This window comes from Nonomuraea cavernae (assembly GCF_040655715.1).
Classification (GTDB): domain Bacteria; phylum Actinomycetota; class Actinomycetes; order Streptosporangiales; family Streptosporangiaceae; genus Nonomuraea; species Nonomuraea cavernae_A.
Window position 1 is genome coordinate 1 of record NZ_JBFAKL010000043.1, and the last position, 18768, is coordinate 18768.

At 72.2% G+C, this 18768-nt stretch carries 19 protein-coding genes and 3 pseudogenes; 9 read left to right on the top strand and 13 right to left on the bottom strand.

Annotated elements, in window-relative coordinates; genetic code table 11:
• Window positions 1-507 precede the first annotated feature (507 nt).
• Together AB0I38_RS38350 and AB0I38_RS38355 are read left to right on the top strand one after the other, a co-directional pair.
• Complete coding sequence (locus AB0I38_RS38350; RefSeq protein ID WP_358494465.1) at window positions 508-1002, top strand: SigE family RNA polymerase sigma factor; 495 nt, start codon at window positions 508-510, stop codon at window positions 1000-1002.
• Window positions 999-2087, top strand: a complete 1089-nt coding sequence (locus tag AB0I38_RS38355; protein ID WP_358494470.1) for a hypothetical protein — start codon at window positions 999-1001, stop codon at window positions 2085-2087. Before AB0I38_RS38350 ends, AB0I38_RS38355 begins: the two co-directional genes overlap by 4 nt.
• A 386-nt stretch (window positions 2088-2473) precedes the next feature.
• Here AB0I38_RS38355 and AB0I38_RS40470 read toward each other — a convergent pair.
• A pseudogene (locus tag AB0I38_RS40470) lies at window positions 2474-2654 on the bottom strand (MerR family transcriptional regulator); the annotation flags it as partial.
• A gap of 58 nt (window positions 2655-2712) precedes the next feature.
• Between AB0I38_RS40470 and AB0I38_RS38365 the strand changes: the two are divergent.
• Window positions 2713-3906: an MFS transporter gene (locus AB0I38_RS38365; protein WP_358494480.1), complete on the top strand. Its 1194-nt coding sequence runs from the start codon at window positions 2713-2715 to the stop codon at window positions 3904-3906.
• On the opposite strand, the gene AB0I38_RS38370 is transcribed toward AB0I38_RS38365, so the two are convergent.
• From AB0I38_RS38370 to AB0I38_RS40480, 5 genes are all read right to left on the bottom strand, one after another.
• Window positions 3892-4284: a DUF4180 domain-containing protein gene (locus AB0I38_RS38370; protein ID WP_358494485.1), complete on the bottom strand. Its 393-nt coding sequence runs from the start codon at window positions 4282-4284 to the stop codon at window positions 3892-3894. The genes AB0I38_RS38365 and AB0I38_RS38370 overlap by 15 nt on opposite strands.
• A gap of 2 nt (window positions 4285-4286) precedes the next feature.
• Window positions 4287-4685, bottom strand: a complete 399-nt coding sequence (locus AB0I38_RS38375) for a helix-turn-helix domain-containing protein (protein ID WP_358494490.1) — start codon at window positions 4683-4685, stop codon at window positions 4287-4289.
• A 137-nt stretch (window positions 4686-4822) separates the two neighbouring features.
• A complete protein-coding gene (locus tag AB0I38_RS38380; RefSeq protein WP_436838824.1) occupies window positions 4823-5152 on the bottom strand; it encodes a hypothetical protein in 330 nt (109 codons plus the stop codon).
• A gap of 337 nt (window positions 5153-5489) precedes the next feature.
• The gene (locus tag AB0I38_RS40475; RefSeq protein ID WP_436838825.1) at window positions 5490-5666 is read right to left on the bottom strand and encodes a hypothetical protein; all 177 of its coding nucleotides are present in this window, start codon (window positions 5664-5666) and stop codon (window positions 5490-5492) included.
• A 99-nt stretch (window positions 5667-5765) separates the two neighbouring features.
• On the bottom strand, window positions 5766-6080 hold the full coding sequence (locus AB0I38_RS40480) for a hypothetical protein (RefSeq protein ID WP_436838826.1): 315 nt from the start codon (window positions 6078-6080) through the stop codon (window positions 5766-5768).
• 9 nt (window positions 6081-6089) lie between these two features.
• On the opposite strand from AB0I38_RS40480, the pseudogene AB0I38_RS38390 reads away from it, so the two are divergent.
• Window positions 6090-6362: pseudogene (locus AB0I38_RS38390) on the top strand (TetR family transcriptional regulator); the annotation flags it as partial.
• Between the two features lie 33 nt (window positions 6363-6395).
• Here AB0I38_RS38390 and AB0I38_RS38395 read toward each other — a convergent pair.
• The gene (locus tag AB0I38_RS38395; protein WP_358494494.1) at window positions 6396-7628 is read right to left on the bottom strand and encodes an RNA polymerase sigma factor; all 1233 of its coding nucleotides are present in this window, start codon (window positions 7626-7628) and stop codon (window positions 6396-6398) included.
• Window positions 7625-7975, bottom strand: coding sequence for a YciI family protein (locus tag AB0I38_RS38400; protein ID WP_358494497.1), 351 nt, complete (start codon window positions 7973-7975; stop codon window positions 7625-7627). Before AB0I38_RS38400 ends, AB0I38_RS38395 begins: the two co-directional genes overlap by 4 nt.
• 171 nt (window positions 7976-8146) lie before the next feature.
• Between AB0I38_RS38400 and add the strand changes: the two genes are divergently transcribed.
• Both add and AB0I38_RS38410 read left to right on the top strand, forming a co-directional pair.
• Window positions 8147-9085, top strand: a complete 939-nt coding sequence (add, locus tag AB0I38_RS38405) for an adenosine deaminase (protein ID WP_358494502.1) — start codon at window positions 8147-8149, stop codon at window positions 9083-9085.
• A 92-nt stretch (window positions 9086-9177) separates the two neighbouring features.
• Complete coding sequence (locus AB0I38_RS38410; RefSeq protein WP_358494505.1) at window positions 9178-9312, top strand: hypothetical protein; 135 nt, start codon at window positions 9178-9180, stop codon at window positions 9310-9312.
• 19 nt (window positions 9313-9331) lie between these two features.
• On the opposite strand, the gene AB0I38_RS38415 is transcribed toward AB0I38_RS38410, so the two are convergent.
• Window positions 9332-10456, bottom strand: a complete 1125-nt coding sequence (locus tag AB0I38_RS38415; protein WP_358494510.1) for a winged helix DNA-binding domain-containing protein — start codon at window positions 10454-10456, stop codon at window positions 9332-9334.
• A gap of 62 nt (window positions 10457-10518) precedes the next feature.
• Window positions 10519-11424, bottom strand: a pseudogene (locus AB0I38_RS38420) (RNA polymerase sigma factor); the annotation flags it as partial.
• Between the two features lie 250 nt (window positions 11425-11674).
• Here AB0I38_RS38420 and AB0I38_RS38425 point away from each other — a divergent pair.
• Window positions 11675-12175: a hypothetical protein gene (locus AB0I38_RS38425; protein ID WP_358494513.1), complete on the top strand. Its 501-nt coding sequence runs from the start codon at window positions 11675-11677 to the stop codon at window positions 12173-12175.
• Here the strand turns inward: AB0I38_RS38425 and AB0I38_RS38430 are convergent.
• Together AB0I38_RS38430 and AB0I38_RS38435 are read right to left on the bottom strand one after the other, a co-directional pair.
• On the bottom strand, window positions 12156-13220 hold the full coding sequence (locus tag AB0I38_RS38430) for a winged helix DNA-binding domain-containing protein (protein ID WP_358494516.1): 1065 nt from the start codon (window positions 13218-13220) through the stop codon (window positions 12156-12158). The genes AB0I38_RS38425 and AB0I38_RS38430 overlap by 20 nt on opposite strands.
• A 16-nt stretch (window positions 13221-13236) precedes the next feature.
• Window positions 13237-14667, bottom strand: coding sequence for a WS/DGAT/MGAT family O-acyltransferase (locus AB0I38_RS38435; RefSeq protein WP_358494520.1), 1431 nt, complete (start codon window positions 14665-14667; stop codon window positions 13237-13239).
• A gap of 158 nt (window positions 14668-14825) precedes the next feature.
• On the opposite strand from AB0I38_RS38435, the gene AB0I38_RS38440 reads away from it, so the two are divergent.
• On the top strand, window positions 14826-16013 hold the full coding sequence (locus AB0I38_RS38440; RefSeq protein ID WP_358494524.1) for a cysteine desulfurase-like protein: 1188 nt from the start codon (window positions 14826-14828) through the stop codon (window positions 16011-16013).
• Between the two features lie 116 nt (window positions 16014-16129).
• On the opposite strand, the gene AB0I38_RS38445 is transcribed toward AB0I38_RS38440, so the two are convergent.
• Entirely contained in the window at window positions 16130-16729 is a 600-nt protein-coding gene (locus AB0I38_RS38445; RefSeq protein ID WP_358494526.1) for a TetR family transcriptional regulator, read from the bottom strand.
• Window positions 16730-16797: 68 nt separating this feature from the next.
• On the opposite strand from AB0I38_RS38445, the gene AB0I38_RS38450 reads away from it, so the two are divergent.
• On the top strand, window positions 16798-18753 hold the full coding sequence (locus AB0I38_RS38450) for a HelD family protein (RefSeq protein ID WP_358494529.1): 1956 nt from the start codon (window positions 16798-16800) through the stop codon (window positions 18751-18753).
• The last annotated feature ends 15 nt before the right edge of the window (window positions 18754-18768 follow it).

Genomic DNA, 18768 nt, shown 5'->3' on the forward strand with positions numbered 1-18768 from the left:
GCCGGAGTGGCGAAGCCCCAGCCGAAGGTCTTGTCCAGGAACGCCCACAGGAAGACCCAGCCGAGCGAGATCCGGGCGATGGCCCAGACGTAGTCGACGGGGCGGCGGATGGCGATGGCACCGGTCTCCGTGGCGGGGGTGTGGACCATGGTGGCCATGACTGCTTCCTCTCCTTGGGGGTCGTTCTGCTCGCACCCCAAGTACATCGTTTCGCGCACCCCATGATCAGGGCCACAGGACCCCGGCGCGCCGGGACCTTGGTCACTTCAGGGTCCCGGTAGCAATGAAGAAATTTCCGATCCGGCCCGGTGTGCTCATTCTGGCCAGGGCGAGGCGGTCCACTCGTCAAACGTGCGGTGCCCCCTTGGTCTCGTTCCTCTTTCTCTGCCCTTGGTAAGGGTGTCTCTATTCCCTCTCAGCGATCTTGGCGGGAGCCCGAACCCTTGTCTGCTGGGGACTACGTTGGGCATTCCAACCTGGAGCCCCTCGCCGGAGTTAATTCGATACATGGACCGTTACGAGGGGTTCCATGAGTTCGTACGCACACGTCAGCAGTCGCTGATGCGGACGGCGTATCTGCTCACCGGGAACCCCCATCTCGCTGAGGACCTGTTGCAGACGGTCCTCACCCGTGTCGCTTCGCACTGGACGAAGCTCGCCAAGGGCGGCAACCCCGAGGCCTACGCTCGTAAGGCTCTGGTGAATCAGACCATCTCGTGGCGCAGGCGCAAGCAGGTCGAGTTACCGGGGGCCGAGCTGCCGGAGCCGGCCGAGCCGGGGCAGCCACACGACGAGGCGACCGTGCGCCGTCTCGTCCTGCGCACCGCTCTGGCGCAGCTCACGCCGAAGCAGCGGGCCGTGATCGTGCTGCGCTTCTACGAGGACCGCTCAGAGCACGAGACCGCGCAGCTCATGGGCGTCTCGATTGGCACCGTCAAGAGCCAGACCAGCTACGCGCTGTCCAAGCTGCGCGCGCTCGCCCCGAAGGAGGTGTACCGATGAATCGCACGTTGCGCGAGGACCTGCACGCGCTGGCCGAGCAGGCGCCCACCGTCGATCTGGCGGCACAGGCGGTGCGGGGCGCGCGCAGGAGGCGCGCCGCCCGGCGGGCCGTGGTAGCCGCCGCCGTTACCTGCCTGGTCGCGCTCGGCGGCGGAGCCATGCTGCTGCAGGTACGGCCTACGCCCCCGATCGTGCTCGTACCGCCGGAGACCAAGGCCCTCCCGTTGCCCGCGAAGGGAGTCGGGCCGGTGGAGCAGGCCTTCCGACCGGGCTGCGTCGGTAGCTCGTGCACCGGCAGTCCTTGGCAGATCGTGACGCGCCAGGGCGACACCTACCAGCTGGGCAAGGAAGCGACCGGGCCGCTGGAGGTCACGGCAGACGGCCGCAGGATCGCGTACTACAGCTCGAAGCATCGCGGCATCGTCGTACGCGATCTGGCGAGCGGCAAGACGTGGCAGGCGCCGCTGAAGCAGCCCGCGAAAGACTTCGCGGTTGAGTACGCGCTGCGGCTGTCGCCTAACGGGCTGCGGTTCGTCGTCTCGGGGTTGGGCGACCGGCGGGAGCCGAACAAGCTGGTGGACGTGGAGCGCGGGACGGTGACCAACCTCAAGCGGGGATGGTGGCCGGTGAGCGTTTCGGACGGTTCGGGACCCGTCGTGCTGGCCAAGCCCTACGACATGACCAGCCAGGTGTGGGTGCTCGGCCATAACCCGATCACCATCCGGGACTTCACGTACTACTACAGCAGCCTCGCACCTGACGGGCAGACGCTCGCCCGGCTGGGACAGACCGTCGACCGGAATCGGCAACCGATGGTGCAGCGGGACGGGTCTCTCGTGACCTTCAGTGCGATGCGGGCCGATCGGGAGAACCGTACTTCGATCTCCGGGCTGCCGGAAGGGCTCCATCCTTCGAGGCTCGGGAGCTGGTTGAACGCCACAGAGGTAACCGTGCTGGCCGTCCCCGAGTCTCCGGGCGGGACTGGGCCGGTGGTCTACGCAGTGGATGTGCGGACGGGCAAGAGCAGGGAACTGTTCGCAGTGCGCAAGGACGGCCTGAACGTGGTGCCGGGGCTGGTGCGCTGAGCGCGGTCCCGCCCCGCCGCCACGACGACTCGGCCAGTCACATCACCTCCCAGGAGGACGCCCGTGCCCGTCGTGGTCCGCGGTGACGGCGCCATCCCGCGCACCCGGTTGGAGACGCCGTTCACCGACCCTGTGCACGCCCTGCGGGAACGACTGCTGTGGCGGCTCCTCTACGACAGGGCCACCGGGCGGGGGCGGCGCCGGGTCGCCGTCCCGTTGGACGGCGGCGAGGTAGGCGAAGATGGCGTCGCGGTTGCGGCTCAGGCACTCGACGCGTTGCTGGATCCGATCGGCCTCCTCCTTCAGCAGCGCGGCGACCTCGTCGCTCAGACAGCCCGGGTGGATCTCGCCGGGACGGTCGAGGTAGGGCAGGATCCTGCGGATGATCTCCGTGGTGAGGCCGGAGTCGAGCAGCCCGCGGATCTGCTGGACCCGGTAGACCGCGGCGGCGTCGTACAGGCGGTAGCCGTTGGCGGCCCGCTCGGGGTGCAGCAGGTCCTGCTCCTCGTAGTAGCGCAGCATCCTGGCCGGCACACCGGTGCGCCGGGAGAGCTCGCCGATGCGCATGAACACTCCGTCCGGAGGATTTGCCTTCACATCGATGTGAAGGTTTGACCATGGTCGCATGCCTGTCACCTCCACCCCGCCCGCCCCCGCCGCCGAGACCGCCAAGCTGCCGCTGGGCGGGCTGCTGGCCCTGTTCGCCGCCGCGTTCACCGCGGTGATGACCGAGTTGCTCCCGGCCGGACTGCTGCCCCAGATGAGCCAGGCCCTGAGCGTGCCGCAGGGCGCCGTCGGGTTCCTGGTGACCGGCTACGCCGTCGCCTCGTTCCTGGCCGCGATCCCGGTCACCGCGGCGCTGCGCGGCCTGCGCCGCCGCCCGGTGCTGGTCGGCGTACTGACCGGCTTCGCGCTGCTGAACGCCGTCACCGCCCTGTCGTCGTCCTACCCGCTGACGTTCGGGGCCCGGCTGCTGGCCGGCGTCATGGGCGGCACGCTGTGGGCGATGCTCGTCGGCTACGCGGCGCGCATGGTCGCTCCGGAGCGGCGCGGCCGGGCCATCGCCATCGTCTCGGCCGGCATCACGGTCGCGCTCTGCCTGGGCATCCCGGCCGGCACCGCGCTGGCCACCGCCGCCGGCTGGCGGGCCGCGTTCGCCGTTCTGGCCGCCGGGGCGCTCGTCCTGGTGGCCTGGGTGTGCTGGAAGGTGCCCGACTTTCCCGGCGAGCCCGCCGCCGAGCGGCTGCCGCTGCGCCGCGTGACCACGCTGCCCGGCATCCGGACCGTCCTGGCCGTCACCCTGGTCGTGCTGCTCGCCCACCAGGCGGTCTACACCTACCTCGCGCCGCTCGCGGGCGGCGTCGCGCGGACGAGCGTGGTGCTGCTCGTGTTCGGCGTCGCCACGGTGGCCGGCGTCTGGGTCACCGGCGTCCTGGTGGACCGGCGGCCACGGGCGACGCTGCTGGCCGCACTCGTCCTGGTCGCGGCCGCGATGCTCGCCCTGGGCCTGGCCGGGCGCTCCGCCGCGGTGCTGCTCGTGGCGGCGGCCCTGTGGGGAGCCGCCTTCGGCGGGGTGCCGACCCTGCTGCAGTCGGCCCTGATCGGCGCCTCCGGTCCGGCCAACGCGGACGTGGCCACCTCGCTGCAGACCACCGTCTACAACGCCGGCATCGCGGCCGGCTCCCTGACCGGCGGCATCGTGCTGGAGACGGCCGGCGCGGGGGCCCTGCCGTGGACCGCGCTCCCCCTGGCCGCCGCCGCTCTCGTCGTCGTGGCCACGCGCCGGCACGCCTTCCCCACGGTCTCACCGGCCGGGTGAGCGCTCCTCCAGCCGACGGCCCAGCTCGTCCAGGTCGTCGACGAACCAGATCTGGGCGCCCCGGTTGGACTCGCGCACCCAGTCCTGGAGGGCGGTGCTGGCGGCGGTGTGGCGGGATATGTCGCCCACGATGGCCACGCCGATCCGGTAGTTGGCGAACTTCTGCACGAGGTCGCCGGCCACACGGGTGCGCAGCCGGTAGAAGTCGTCGTGCAGCCGCCCGGCCGGGATGGCGACCCAGCGGGCACCCTGGTAGCCGGCATCGCCGATGAGGTCGAGGGCGTCCCTCTCCTCGCGCAGGGGTGTCCCCTCCGGCTCGCAGAGGAGGACCTGTCCATACGTGAGCGCGGCGGGCGGGTCCTCGGGCGGTGGGTTCACGGCTACTCCCTCGTCAACGCGTCGATGATCCTGAGCAACTGGGCGCTCGGCTCCAGATCTCCCAGGATGATGATCTTCAAATGGGCGCGGTCCTCGTCGTACACGATCTGGACGTTCACCCCGTGCGGGCGACTCGCGACGGAGCCGATGACCATGGTGCTCAGCCGGTCCATCTCGGCCCGGCCGATCCCGTCGATCTGCACGATGGAGGACGCCTCCGCGCGGCGGCTCGGCTCCGGCGACTGCGGGAGCCCGGCGAACGCCTCCAGGTCGCGGCGGGCGATCCGGTAGCGCCTGCCGACCTTGACCGCCTTGAGCCGCCCGTCGCGTACGTACGCGCGGACGGTCTTGACGTGCAGGCCCAGCCGCTCGGCCGCCTGATCCACGGTGTATTGCTCCATAACCTTCCCTAGTATGGCGTATCGAGGGAAGCACAGGGAAGTTCGGGCTTCCCTTCGCGGACATGGAGTCGTCGGCCCCTTCGGCGACCGGCGGCGCGCCGGCCAGGGCGCGCCGCCGATCAGCGCTTGGTGAAGCCTCACTTGGATTCGATGCGACCCAGTGGATCGGCGCTCTCCGTCAAGGCCGTGCGCGCCGCCGGCCAGCCGGAGTCCCCGGGATCGAGCGCGGTGCGCAGGTAAGCCGAGGTGAGCCGCTGGATCAGGGCGACTCGTTCGGGGTTCTCGTCCGTCGTTTCCGTGACGGCGTGGCCGGGGATTCCGCCGAGCGAGTGTTCGGCGCCGAACAGCGTGAGCAGGCTCTTGCCGCCCGGACTCAAGACGTACGGGTCGGTGAACCAGTCCGGGCCCCTGACGGACAGGGGGGACTGATCCCGGTCCCCCGCGACCACGAGGGCCAGCGTCGTCATGGTGGCGAAGCTCGGATTCATCGGGACCTCCGAGGAGACCCCCGCCTTCGGGCGGGGGAGGAATCGGACCCCTGCGGAGCAGGGCAGGGGCAGGCGATTCGCCGCCAGGCGGACCGCCGTCAAAACGCCGCACGACACCGCACGGTTCGGTAGTGTGTTCGACGGTGGCGATGACCAAGCCACCGGATGAACGATCGGAAACACCCTCGCCGCAGGGCTTGCGGAGAGGCGAAACGCCTGTGGAGCCGGTGTAAGACCTCAACGAGAGTCCTCTCTCGGGCGGGCGACCGGCAGTGAAGCAGGAAGCCCAACCGGCGACGGTTGGAATCCCGGCCCTTCAGAGCCGGGAGGATGTCAAGAAGGGGAAGTGCTCGGCCGCCGCGAACCGAGTCAGGTCGGCACCATCCAGGCCGGGCGGGGCGAGCAGCACGCCTGCCTTGATCCGAGGGTCGGACAGGTCCTCTCCCGTTCCGCCGTCGGGATCGAGGACCCGCGCGCCCAGCAGCATGCTCACCGTCTGGGCGTCCGGCTGCGGCGATGCGGCTCCGATCGAGGCGCCCGCCGAGGCAGGGAACGGAGGCTTCGACGAGATCGAGCCGGTCGAGGACGCGCTTCAGGTCCTCGACCCGGAAACGCCAGAGCAGGGGGTACGAGGGTCGTCAGGAGGAAGGTTCAGCGTCCTCGAGTCGAGATGAGCGGGTTGGATCAACGCGAAGCCGTGGGCGGCCCAGAAGTCGGCCAACGGGCCGCAGCCGTCCATCGACCAGCCGAAGCCATGCGAGAAAACGATGATCGGCAACTCGCGTCCACGGGTGGGCGCGGACACTCGTACCCGCAGATCCTCACCGCGGCCGGGGGCCGGCAGCACGACCGGCTTCGCCGAGATGACCGGAGTGGGCGCACTCATGATCACGTCCGTGATCGCCAAGGCTGATTCGACTTCCTGGCCACCAAGCACGGACTCGCCGCCGTGCTGCAGTCCGACAACGCCGGCTTCGAGACGTTGCACGCCTGCTTTCTCGACCGGCTCGTTCCCGTGTGCGCCCAGTTGCTCGACGCGGCGGCCGGTTCCGGCGAGATCCGCTCCGACCTAAAGGCCTACGAGCTCATGCGCGGCGTCGGAAACCTCTGCATCGGCGCCGGCCACGATCCCCGCTACGACGCGCGCCGCCTGGTCGGACTCGTCATCGCAGGACTGCGCCTGCCCTGAGCAGAGAGCGAGTGGCGAGGTGATCGGGGGCCGTCACGACAGGCGGGCGGCCCGGCCCTCCAGGTAGCGCTGCTCGGGCAGGCTGGTGGTGAGCCGGGCGGCCTCGCGGTAGCCGGCCACGGCCGCGTCCACGTCGCCGGCCATCTCCAGCAGGTGGGCGCGGACCGACGCCAGCCGGTGGTGCCCGGAGATCCGCGCGTCGCCGGCCAGGGCGTCGAGCAGGTCCAGCCCGGCCCGGGGCCCGCGCACCATGGCGACGGCGACCGCGTGGTTGAGCCTGACGACCGGGTTGTCGTCCAGCCCGGTCAGCACGCCGTACAGGGCGACGATCTGCCGCCAGTCGGTGTCCTCGGCCTTCGCCGCCTCGTCGTGCACGGCCGCGATCGCCGCCTGCAACTGGTACGGCCCTACGGGCGAGGTGGACAGCGCCTCGGTGACGAGCGCCACGCCCTCGGCGATGGCCCGCCGGTCCCACAGCGCCCGGTCCTGCTCGGCGAGCGGGATCAGCCGCCCGCCGGGACCGGTGCGGGCGGGGCGGCGCGCGTCGGTGAGCAGCATGAGCGCCAGCAGCCCGGCCACCTCTCCGTCCGCCGGCAGCAGCCGCCGCAGGGCCCGGGCCAGCCGGATCGCCTCGCGGGTCAGCTCGGTGCGGTGCAACTCGGGGCCGCTCGTGGCGGTGTAGCCCTCGTTGAAGATCAGATACAGCACGTGCAGCACGACCCGCAGCCGGTCGGCCCGCTCGGGCTCGGGCGGCAGCCGGAACGGCACGCCGGTCGCCCTGACGCGCTGCTTGGCCCGGCTGATGCGCTGCGCCATCGTCGCCTCCGGCACCAGGAACGCGCTGGCGATCTGCGCCGTCGTCAGTCCGCCGACGGCCCGCAGGGTGAGCGCCAGCTGCGAGGCCCGCGACAGCGCCGGATGGCAGCACAGGAACAGCAGGGTCAGCGTGTCGTCCTGGTCGGAGGCCCGCTCGTCGCCGGGCGCGGGCAGCACCGACTCGTCGGCGGGCGCGCGGGCCGCCGCCGTCTCCTCCCTGCGCCGGCGGGCGTGCTCGCTGCGCACCAGGTCGGTCATCCTGCGCCCGGCGACCGTGATCAGCCAGGCCCGCGGGCTGTCGGGCAGGCCTTGCTCGGGCCATTGCACGGCCGCGTCGAGCAGCGCCTCCTGCACGGCGTCCTCGCACGCGTCGAACTGGCCGAAGCGGCGGACGAGGACGCCGAGCACCTGAGGCGCCAGCTCGCGCAGCAGTGGCTCGATGGTGTTCACCCGGCGTCGGTGATGATCGGCCGCACCTCCATCGCGCACAGCCGCGCGTCCGGCCAGCGCGCCGCGATCTCGGTCGCCCGCTCGACGCTGTCGCAGTCGACGATCAGGTAGCCGGCCAGGTGCTCCTTCGCCTCCAGGAACGGCCCGTCGGTGACGGCGGGGACGCCGTCGTGCACGCGCACCGTCCTGGAGCTCGCCGGATCGGCCAGCGCCTGCCCGCCGGCCCACTCGCCCGACTCGTTCAGCTCCTTCATCAGCGCGTCGACCTCGGCCATCACCGCGTCGACGTTGGCCGCGACGGCCTCCTGGGAGGCGGGGTTGCTGTAGATCAGCAGCATGTACTTCATCAGATCTCCTTTTGCCGGTCTGTTCCTTGGGGCCGCACACGGGGAGGTCGGTGCCGTCGCCGCTTTCTCGACGTCCCGGGCCTGCCATTTTGTCGTCTCTTTCCGGCCACGCGCCCCTCCCGGCCGAAACCGGGGTGCGCGCGCCGCTCCGGGCTCTCTAGGTTTGAGTACGTGAGAGACATCGCTCAGCTGCCCAAGGCACATCTGCACGTCCACCTGGAGGCGACCGTACGGCCCGAGACCGTGCGCGAGCTGGGCGGGCCGGCCGAGCCGCAGGGGCCGTTCGCGAGCTTCCGCGAGTTCGCCGACCAGCGGGCCCGGGTGCGCGAACGGCTGCGCACGGCGGAGCACTTCAGGCGGATCGCGCTGGAGTTCTGCGAGGACGAGGCCGCGCAGGGCACCCGCTACGCGGAGGTGACGTTCACCGCGGCCTCCCACGGCGAGCGGCTCGGGGCGCTGGAGATGCCGCTGGAGGCGGTCCTCGACGGCCTGGCCGAGGGGGCGAAGTACGGGATCGAGTGCCGGGTGCTGCTCGACCACTCGCGACGGCGGTCCACCGAGCGGCTCTGGCGCACGCTGAAGCTGGCGACCCGCTACGACGCGGTGGTCGGCATCGGCCTGGCCGGCGACGAGAGCCACCCGATGGCGCCGTTCGCCGAGGTGCTCGACCAGGCCCGGGACACCGGCCTGCACCTGGTGCACCACGCCGGCGAGGCGGCGGGGGCGGCCAGCATCCGCGAGGCGCTCACGCTCGGCCACGCCGAGCGGCTCGGCCACGGCATCCGCGTCCTCGACGACGACACGCTGGTGGAGGAGGTGCGGGAGCGCCGGATCCCGCTGGAGGTCTGCCCGACTTCCAATGTCCTGCTTGGGTTCGTCCCCTCGCTGCGCGAGCATCCGCTGCCCCTCCTGCACGCGGCCGGGCTGGTCGTGACGGTCAACACCGACGGGGAGACGGCGCTGGCCGGCGAATACACCCGGTTGCGCGAGGTGTTCGGCTACGGCGACGCGGAGCTGGCCGGGTTCGCCCGGGCCTCGATCGACGCGTCGTTCGCCGACGAGGCGATCAAGGAGCGGCTGCGGGCCGAGGTGGACCGCTGGCTCGACTGACGCACCCTCGCGCCTACCTGCCCGGCCGGCTTCAGGCGCCCGCCGATGACGGGCGCACCGACTCCTACTGCGCCTGCACCGACCTGTCCGGTGTGCGCCTGGCCACCAAGAAGTTCGGGCCGGGCCAGACGCGGGAGTTCTGGGGCCTGTTCGCGCTGCCCGCCGACGCCACCACGCTGAAGGTCAAGATCGCCACCTTCCGCGAGCTGGGAGTGCCCGTCCAGTGATCTCGGCGGGCCGGCCCCGTCAGGCATGGGCGCCCACGGTGACGGGGCCGACGGTCAGCTCCGGCTCGCCTTCCAGGATCTCGCCGACCCGGGCCACCTGCTCGTCGAGCTCGCGCAGCCGGGCCGAGGTGAGCGTGCGCAGCGGCTCGACGGTGACGCGGATCTTCCGGCCGGAGCGGCGCTGGTGCCAGACGCCCGCCACCGTGCCGTCGACCAGCAGCACCGGGAAGTTGCCCGCCTGGCCGCCCGCCAGCGCCCGCGCCGCCGCCTGGCCCGGGTAGAGCAGCTCACGCGGCCTGCCCGCCACGACATAGGCGTCGAAGTACGGCAGCAACCGCACGCCACGCGGCGGGTCGCCGGGTACGCCGGTGTCACCGGCCACGACCCAGGCGGGCTCGCCCTCGAACAGCACCTCCTCCAGGTCCGCCGACTCGAACAGCCGCGCCGCCCAAGCCTTCGGCGCCCCCAGCCACTGGGCGAACTGCCCGGGCGTGGCGGGACCGTAGGCCGTCAGATAGCGCCTGACCAGCTCGGCCCGCCCGTCGACCGGCTGGAACCCGTCCGGCGGGCTGGTGTAGGTGACCTTGCGCCCACGGGCGGGCCCGAAGACGAACGCGCCCCGGTGAGCGGCGGTGGCCATCGCCTGCCGCCAGCGCGGCCACATGGTCTGGAAGGCGGGCATGACCAGATCCCCGGCCCATGAGCCCGTGACGCCGACGACCGCGTCGCCCAGCTCCTCGATGGTCAGCGCGTCGCCGTCGAGCACGGCGCGAATCGCCTCGATCACCTCGTCGGCCTGCGCGGGCGTCAGCCTGACGTCGTCGGGGAAGGCGCTGCGCCCGACCGGCAGCCGCGACATCGCGCCGACCCACATCGCCAGGTCACGGGCGGCCAGCACATGCACGGTGCCGCGCGGGCCGTGGGTCTTGACCAGACTGCGTTCGCCCCACAGCGCCTCGCGCACGCCGGTCCGGGTGACGCCGGCGAGGCGTGATCCGATCGACAGCTCGGCCGCCGACATGACCTGGGCGTGCGCCCCGCACATGGCGCTCGCCATGTCGGCCGGAGTGCCGCCGGCCGGGGCGGCCAGCCCCTGCCTCGCCAGCCGCCTCGCGCTGACCTCAGGCCATGACAACTTGATCACATCGTCCTCCTCGGTGAGTCGGCACCCACGCTAGAGAACCATGCGGAAAGATTCGTTCCGCGTCAGCCGAGATAGTCGCGCAGGGCCATCGCCCGCGACGGGTGACGCAGCTTGGACATGGTCTTGGCCTCGATCTGCCGGATCCGCTCGCGGGTCACGCCGTAGACGCGGCCGATCTCGTCGAGCGTCATCGGCTTGCCGTCCCTGAGGCCGTACCTCATGGAGATCACGCCCGCCTCGCGCTCGGTGAGCTCGTCGAGCAGCGAGCGCAACTGCTGCTGCAGCAGGGTGAAGGAGACCGCCTCCGCCGGGGAGACCGCCTCGGTGTCCTCGATGAGGTCGCCGAACTCGCTGTCGCCCTGCTCGCCGAGCGGGGTGTGCAGGGAGATCGGCTCGCGGCCGTAGGCCTGCACCTCGGCGACCCGTTCGGGCGGCAGGTCGGCCTCGGTGGCGATCTCCTCGGGCGTGGGCTCGCGGCCGAGCTCGGACTGCAGGCGGCGCTGCACCCTGGCGACCTTGTTGATCAGCTCCACCATGTGGACCGGGATGCGGATGGTGCGCGCCTGGTCGGCCATGGCCCTGGTGATTGCCTGCTTGATCCACCAGGTGGCGTAGGTGGAGAACTTGAAGCCGAGACGGTAGTCGAACTTCTCGATGGTGCGAATGAGGCCCAGGTTGCCTTCCTGGATCAGATCGAGGAAGAGCATGCCGCGGCCGGTGTAGCGCTTGGCGATCGAGACCACCAGCCGCAGGTTGGCCTCCAGCATGCGCTGCTTGGCCCGTGTCCCCTCCTCGGCGATCCACGCGAGATCGTCATACAGCTCACGGGGCAGGCCGGGCTCGGTCTCCAGGCGCTCGGCCGCGAACAGCCCGGCCTCGATGCGCTTGGCCAGATCGATCTCCTGCTCGGCCGAGAGCAGCGGCACCCGGCCGATCTCCTTCAGATAGGTCTTGACCGAGTCGGTGCTCATGGCTGGAGAACCGTCGCCGATCTCGTCAAGCTCGAGAACCTCTGCTGCTTGGGACAAGACACCCTCCTCGCAGGCCTGCTCTTAAGCTACCCAACGGTTCGCGCTGCTCGGGTCGGGCGAGACCACGATCTTCAGACCGCGACGGCTGAGACCATCCTGACCGGCTTGTTCCCCCTGGGACGACGACCTACCCCTCGCGCCACCGCAAGCCCTGTCTCCGCCGCGATCCGGATGGGAGGCTCGCCCCGTGACGTACGGAACTCCGGGCGGCCGTCAGGCGAAGAGCAGCCCGACCATCATCCTGCTCTGCTCGGGCCTGGCGGCGGCGCTGGGCTTCCTGGCCTGGCTGGTCGTAGGGATGACGTCCACGGACGAGAGCGTGGCGCGCGCCCCCTTGCCCTCGGTGGCCGCCACCACCGGCGGGACCCTGCCCACCCCCGGCGGCACCGCCGGCGGCACACCGGCGGCGCTGCGTACACAGCCGCGGGCAGAGCCGGGCGACGACTGGTCGGTGCACATGCTCATCGTGGGCGAGGACATCGAGCCCGGTACGTACACGTCGAGATCGAGGGACGGAAATCCCATGGTCAGCTGCTTCTGGGCCCGGTTCAGTTCCACCGCCGGGCTGCCCGCCGACGAGATCGAGTCCAACAAGGTCACCGGCCCGGTGACGGTCACCATCCAGCCCACGGACCGCGGGTTCGCGACCGGCGGTTGCGAGGAGTGGGTCAAGGTCCGATCCAGCTGACGGCGCCCGGGGCGCCGGCGAAGGCGAGCAGCCGGCGGCCCTCGTCGGCCAGCTCGGCCATGACCGGCTCGGGCAGCGGGTCGAACGGCTCGACGACGAGGTCGCCGTCCCTGAGATCCCACCTGCCGGCGACGAAGCCGTCGACCAGGAAGGTCGGGTAGACGATGGCGCCGACGCACACGACCCGGCGCTGCTCGACGGTCATCAGCCGGGTCCGGTCGGCGTAGGCGACGATGAGGTTGTCGTAGTACGGCAGGAAGCGCACGGGCGCGGGCATGTCCTCGGGGGCGAGCGGGGCGTCGGGCAGGTCGTACAGAACCCGCCCCTCCGTATCCTGATATTTCCGTAAAGGCATGGCCGACATCACCGCGCCCAGCCGCGTCAGCCCCGACCACGCCTGCACGTCCATCATCGAGGCCGGGCCGAAGGCGGCCAGATAGCGGGTGATCAGCCGCTCCACCGGCGGCGCCGGGTCCAGCGGCCGCCCCAGCCACTCCTCGGCCAGCGTGAACGGGGTGCCGCCGCCCCGGTTCCAGACGCCGCTCGGCGGCGTGTGGACGACGGGCAGCAGGGTTTGGGCCGACCAGCCGAGGGCGGGAGCCTCCGCCTGAGGCCACCGCTCGGCGAGCAGGTCGCGCAGCTGGGAGCGGGTCAGCGTGCGCCCGGTCAGGTGGCCCCGGGCGAGCATGGCCAGCTCCTCCAGGTCGACACTGCGGGTGCCCCTGCCGAACCCCGCCTGCCGGACCCTGGACAGCGGCGCCTGCATGAGCGGACGCAGCCAAAGGTAGTCGCCGGCCAGGGTGAGGTGCTGGGTGCCGCGCAGCAGCGAACTGCGGACGACCCGCCTGCCGTACAGCAGGGACGTCAGGTCGTCCTGAGTGAAGGAGGCGAGCCGCGACCACAGCCCGAAGTAGGGCGGGTTGGCGTCCTGGCCCTGGAGGGCGACCAGGCGCTCGATCGCCTGCGACGCGGACAGGGCGGCACGGCCGAGCAGGAGCTGGCGGTTGAGCGTCGTGCGGTTGAGAACCCGGAGAGTCAGGCGCATGGCGGCAGGCTAGACGCTATCGCGGCACGTTCCCTTCCGCGTTGAGCAGTTCGTCGAGCGCGTCCCTCAGGTAGCCGGCCAGCTCCCAGGCGTCGGGGACCATGGTCCGGTCGGTGACGACGCCGATGTCGAGCGAGCCGTCGTAGGAGAAGGCGGTGATGTTCACCCCGCCGCTCACGTCGGTGATCACCGAGACCGGGTAGTGACCGAGCAGCCGGGCCCCGCACACGTACAACGGCAGCTGCGGCCCGGGCACGTTGGAGACGGCCACGTTGACGGGCGGCGCGGTCTGCCCGAGCAGCCCGAACGCCGACCGCGAGGCCAGCCCCATGAGCGCGGCCGGCATCGACTCGCTGAGCTCGCTCAGCCACGGCGCGGGGGCGAGCGCGAACCTCTCCTTGATGCGCCGCATGGCGTGGCTCACCTGGCGCAGCCGGACGAGGGGATCGTCCAGGTGCACGCCCAGCGGCGCGGTCATGAACGACACCTGGTTGCCGGTGCCCTCGATCCCGGCGGCCCGCAGCGAGAACGGCACCCCGGCCACCAGCGGCCGGCGCGGCACGCCGCCGTGCGCGGCCAGCCAGTGGCGCAGCGCTCCGGCGCACACGGCCATGACGACGTCGTTGACCGTCACCTCGTGCGCCTTGCGGACCTGCTTGACCTCGTCCAGCGGCAGCGACACGAACGCGAAGCGGCGGTGCTCGGAGACGGGTCCGCTGAACGGCGTCCTCGGCGCGGGCAGCGAGGGCAGTCCGGGCGCCCGTCCCGACCCGGCCAGCCTGCGGGCCAGCCCGGACACCGTGCCGCTGCCCGGGATCCGGGACACGACGGGGATCTCGTCCAGGTGGGGCACCGCGCGGGCGGCGAACCGGACGGCCTGCGCCGGGTTGCCGGCGAGCCGGGCCAGACCGCGGGCGAGCATCTCCACCGCCCCCGGCGGGGCTGGGTCGTGCTCGGGCGGCTCGGCGGGGGGCGGCGCGGGCACCGGCCCGGTGTCGAGCAGCGCGGCCAGTACGTCGGCGCCGCCGATCCCGTCGACGGCCGCGTGATGGATCTTGGTGTAGAGGCCCGTGTGCCCGCCGGCCAGGCCGTGGATCAGGTAGATCTCCCACAGCGGCCGGGCGCGGTCGAGGCGGCGGGAGTGCAGCCGGGAGACCTGCTCGGCCAGCTGCGCGTCGTCACCCGGCGACGGCAGGCCGAGCTCGCGCACGTGGTAGTCGAGGTCGAGCTCGTCCTCCTGCGCCCAGTAGGGGTGGTCCAGGCCGAGCGGGACGCGGGCGAGCCTGCGGCGCAGCGCGGGCACGTACGGCAGCCGGGCCTCCAGCAGGGCCAGCAGGCCGGCGCGGTCGAGCTCGCCTTCGACGATCCCCAGGCCGGCGATGTTGGCGATGTTGGTGGCCGTCTCGAACTGGAGGAACTGCGCGTCCAGGGCGGTCAGCTGCGGCATGACTCATACCTCCGACCCCGAACAAATCAGACTCCGCCCACCACTTCAAGGGAGCGGGGGCGCGTGTCCCGGCCTCACCTCGACGCGTGTCCGCCTCACCCCGATGCGTGTCCGCCTCACCCTGATTGAGGACACGCCCGGTTGAGCATGAACGCATCATGCTCTTCCCTCTCGAAAACGTACGTTCCGCCTATCCCGCGCTGACCGACGGCTACGCCTACCTCGACGGTGCCGCCGGCACCCAGACGCCCCAGGCGGTGATCGACGCCGTCTCCGGCGCCTACCGCACGGGCATCGGCAACGTCGGGGGCGCCTTCCCCGCCAGCCACCGCTCCGACGCCATCGTGGCCGGCTGCCGCGCCGCCGTCGCCGACCTGGTCGGCGGCCACCCCGGCGGCGTGATCCTCGGCCCCAACATGACGACCCTGACCTACCGGCTGTCGGCCGCCCTGGCCAAGGACTGGCGGCCGGGCGACGAGGTGGTGCTGTCGCGGCTGGACCACGACGCGAACGTCCGGCCGTGGACCCAGGTCGGCGCCACGGTCCGCTGGGCCGAGGTGGACCCGGTCACCGGCGAGCTGCCGGTGGAGCAGTACCGGGAGCTGATCGGCGAGCGGACCCGCCTGGTGGCGGTGACCGCGGCCAGCAACGTGCTCGGCACCCGCCCCGACGTGGCCGCGATCTGCGCGCTCGCGCACGAGGCCGGCGCCCTGACGTACGTGGACGGGGTGCACGCCACCGCGCACGGCCCGGTCGACATGCGGGCGCTGGGCGCCGACTTCTACGCCACCAGCGCCTACAAGTGGTCCGGCCCGCACATCGGCGCGGTCGTGGCCGATCCCGCGCTGCTGGAGCGGATCAGGCCGGACAAGCTGGCCTCCTCGGCCGACACCGTCCCCGAGCGGTTCGAGCTCGGCACCGCGGCCTTCGCGGACCTCGCCGGGGTGAGCGCCGCCGTGGACCACCTGGCCGCGATGGTGCCGGGCACGGGCGGCCGCCGCGAGCGGGTGCTGGCCTCGATGGCCGCGGCCGAGGCGCACGAGCTGGAGCTGTTCGCCGTGCTCGTCGAAGGGCTGGAGACGATGCCGCACGTCACCGTCTACGGCAAGCCCGCCAGGCGCACCGCGACCGCCTACTTCACGGTGGCCGGGCTGAGCCCCCAGGAGGTCGCCGAACGGCTGGCCGCGGCCCGGGTCAACGTGTGGAACGGCCACAACTACGCCTGGGAGCTGACCGCCGCGCTGGGCATCCGCGACGCGGGCAGCGCGGTGCGCGCGGGCCTGGTCCACTACAACGACCGTTCCGACGTCGACCGCCTCCTGGAGGGGGTGGCCGCCATGCGGTGATGAGACCGTTTCGCCGATCGGGGCGGCGGAACGTCGCGGTCGTGCGCCGGTTGACGCGGTGAGATGTCGCGGCCGTCAGGATCGGCGCGGTCTCCGACCGCCGGACGCGTAAGCCGCTATCCCCTCAGCAGGGAGAAGGCGTGGTCGGCGGCGCGCACGGCCTCGGCCTCCACCTCGGCGAGCGGGCGCCCGTCGGCGAGGGCCTGCCAGGTGCGCCGGGCGAGGACCCGCTGGACGGCGAGCACCTGGCCGGCCAGGAGGCTCGCGGTCAGCTCGTCGGTGGTCTCGGCCAGCGCCTCGGCGAGCGCCCCCTCGTCCCGCGACATGTAATGGAACACCCGCGCGGCCAGGCTGGGCGTGGAGAACACCATCCGGTGGTAGCCGAGCACCTGGACGTGGTCGTTGAGCCCGGTGACCGGGTCGTGGCGGGCCAGGCCGTCGAGGAAGTGGCGGTGCAGCGCGGTCACCGGGTCCACCTCCGGAGCGCGCTCCCTGACGACCCGCGCCGCCTCGCCCTGGTGGTCGGCGATGCGGTGCAGGACGAGGTCCTCCTTGGTCGGGAAGTACTTGAAGAGCGTCGGCTTCGACACCCGCGCGGCGGCGGCCACCTCCGTCACGGGCACCTCGTCGAAGCCGCGCTCCAGGAAGAGCGAGATGGCCGCGGCCGAGATGGCCTCACGCACGCGCTGCCGTTGCAGTTGTCGCAGTCCCGTCATGAGTCCCACCCTAACAAAGTGTTAACCTGGTCAATACATTGACCGAGTTAACGATTTCAGGGGGTGCCGTGGAAGGGCTCGAGGATGAGCGGGCGTACGTCGAGCGGTGCCGGGCCGGGCTGCGCAGGATGCTCGACTCCGCACGCGACACGGTCATCACCGGCGAGACGGTGGCCGCCGACCGCTACAGCGCCGAGCGGCTCGGGCGCCATCTCAAGAGCCTGGCCAAGGAGCTGAGCGAGATGCCGGAGGGCCCGCCGTTCTTCGGCAGGCTCGACTTCGGCCATGCCTCGGCCGAGCACCCGGGGCGCGCGTACCACATCGGCAGGCGGCACATCTCCGGCGAGCACGGCGGCCCGCCGGTCGTGGTCGACTGGCGGGCGCCCGTCTCGCGCGCCTTCTACCGGGCCAGCGCCCGCGACCCGCAGGACGTCGCGGTACGCCGCCGCTTCGGCTGGTCCGGCAGCACGCTCACCTCGTTCGAGGACGAACGGCTCGCGCTCGGCGAGCAGGGCGAGAGCCGGATCCTGGCCGCCGAGATCGAACGTCCCCGCGTCGGCCCCATGCGCGACATCGTCGCCACCATCCAGCCCGAACAGGACGATCTGGTGCGCGCCGGCCTGGAGGAGTCGATCTGCGTGCAGGGCGCTCCCGGCACCGGCAAGACCGCCGTCGGCCTGCACCGGGCCGCCTACCTGCTGTACGCGCACCGGCAGCGGCTGCGGCGCGGCGGCGTGCTGGTCCTGGGTCCCAACCGGGCCTTCCTCGGCTACATCTCGGCCGTGCTGCCCGCCCTCGGCGAGGTCGACGTCGAGCAGACCACCCTGGAGGGGCTGCTGGGCACCGTGCCCGTGACGGCGGCCGACACCCCGGCCGCCGCCGCCGTCAAGCACGACGCGCGAATGGCCGACGTGCTGCGCGCGGCCCTGTTCCGCCGCGTCCGGCGGCCGGTCGAGCCGGTCGTGGTGACCGACGGCTCCTACCGGTGGCGGGTCGGTGAGAGCGAGCTGCGCCGCGTCGTCGACGACACCCGGCGCGAGGGCCTGCCGTACGCGATCGGGCGCGAACGCGTACGGGCCAGGGTGGTCTCACTGGCCGAACGGCAGGCCGAGGCGCGCGGCCGGACGATCGACGCGGCCTGGACCCGCCGGGCCGGCCGGGCCGTCACTCCCTGCCTGGACGCCGTCTGGCCGGCCGTACGACCCGAGGAGGTGCTGTTCGAGGTGCTGACCGGCAGGGCCGGCGACGGTGTCCTCACCCCCGGCGAGCGGGCCGCCATCACCTGGGCCAGGCCGCCGCGCACCTACAAGAGCGCGAAGTGGTCGCCCGCCGACCTGGTGCTGCTCGACGAGATCGCCGGCCTGCTCGAACGGCCACGCGGCTACGGCCATGTCATCGTCGACGAGGCGCAGGACCTGTCCCCGATGGAGTGCCGGGCGGTCGCCAGGCGCACCGAGCACGGCTCGGTCACCGTGCTGGGCGACCTGGCGCAGGGCACCACCCCCTGGGCCGCCAGCTCCTGGCCCGCGGTGATGGAGCGGCTCGGCAAGCCGGAGGCCCAGGTCGTGGCGTTGACCACGGGTTTCCGGGTGCCCGGCGCGGTGGTCCGGTTGGCCAACCGGCTGCTGGCCACGCTCGACGCCGACGTGCCCGTCACCCGCTCCTACCGCTCAGACGGGCGGCTGCGCGTCACCCCCGTGACCGGCCTGGAGCGGGGCGTCGTCGCGGCGGCGCGCGACGCCCTGACCTTCGAGGGGTCGGTCGGCGTGATCGCGGCCGACGCCGACGCCGAGACGCTGACGGCCGCACTGTGGGACGCCGGCCTCGACGTGGGTGACCGGCTCAGCGTGCTGCCCGCCTCGCTGGCCAAGGGGCTGGAGTACGACCATGTGGTGGTGGCCGAGCCCGCCGCGATCGTCGAGGCCGAGCCGCGCGGGAGGAACCGGCTGTACGTGGCGCTCACCCGGGCGGTCTCCCGGCTGGACGTGGTGCACGCCCGGCCGCTGCCGCCGGGGCTTTCCTGACCGCGATGGGGGTCT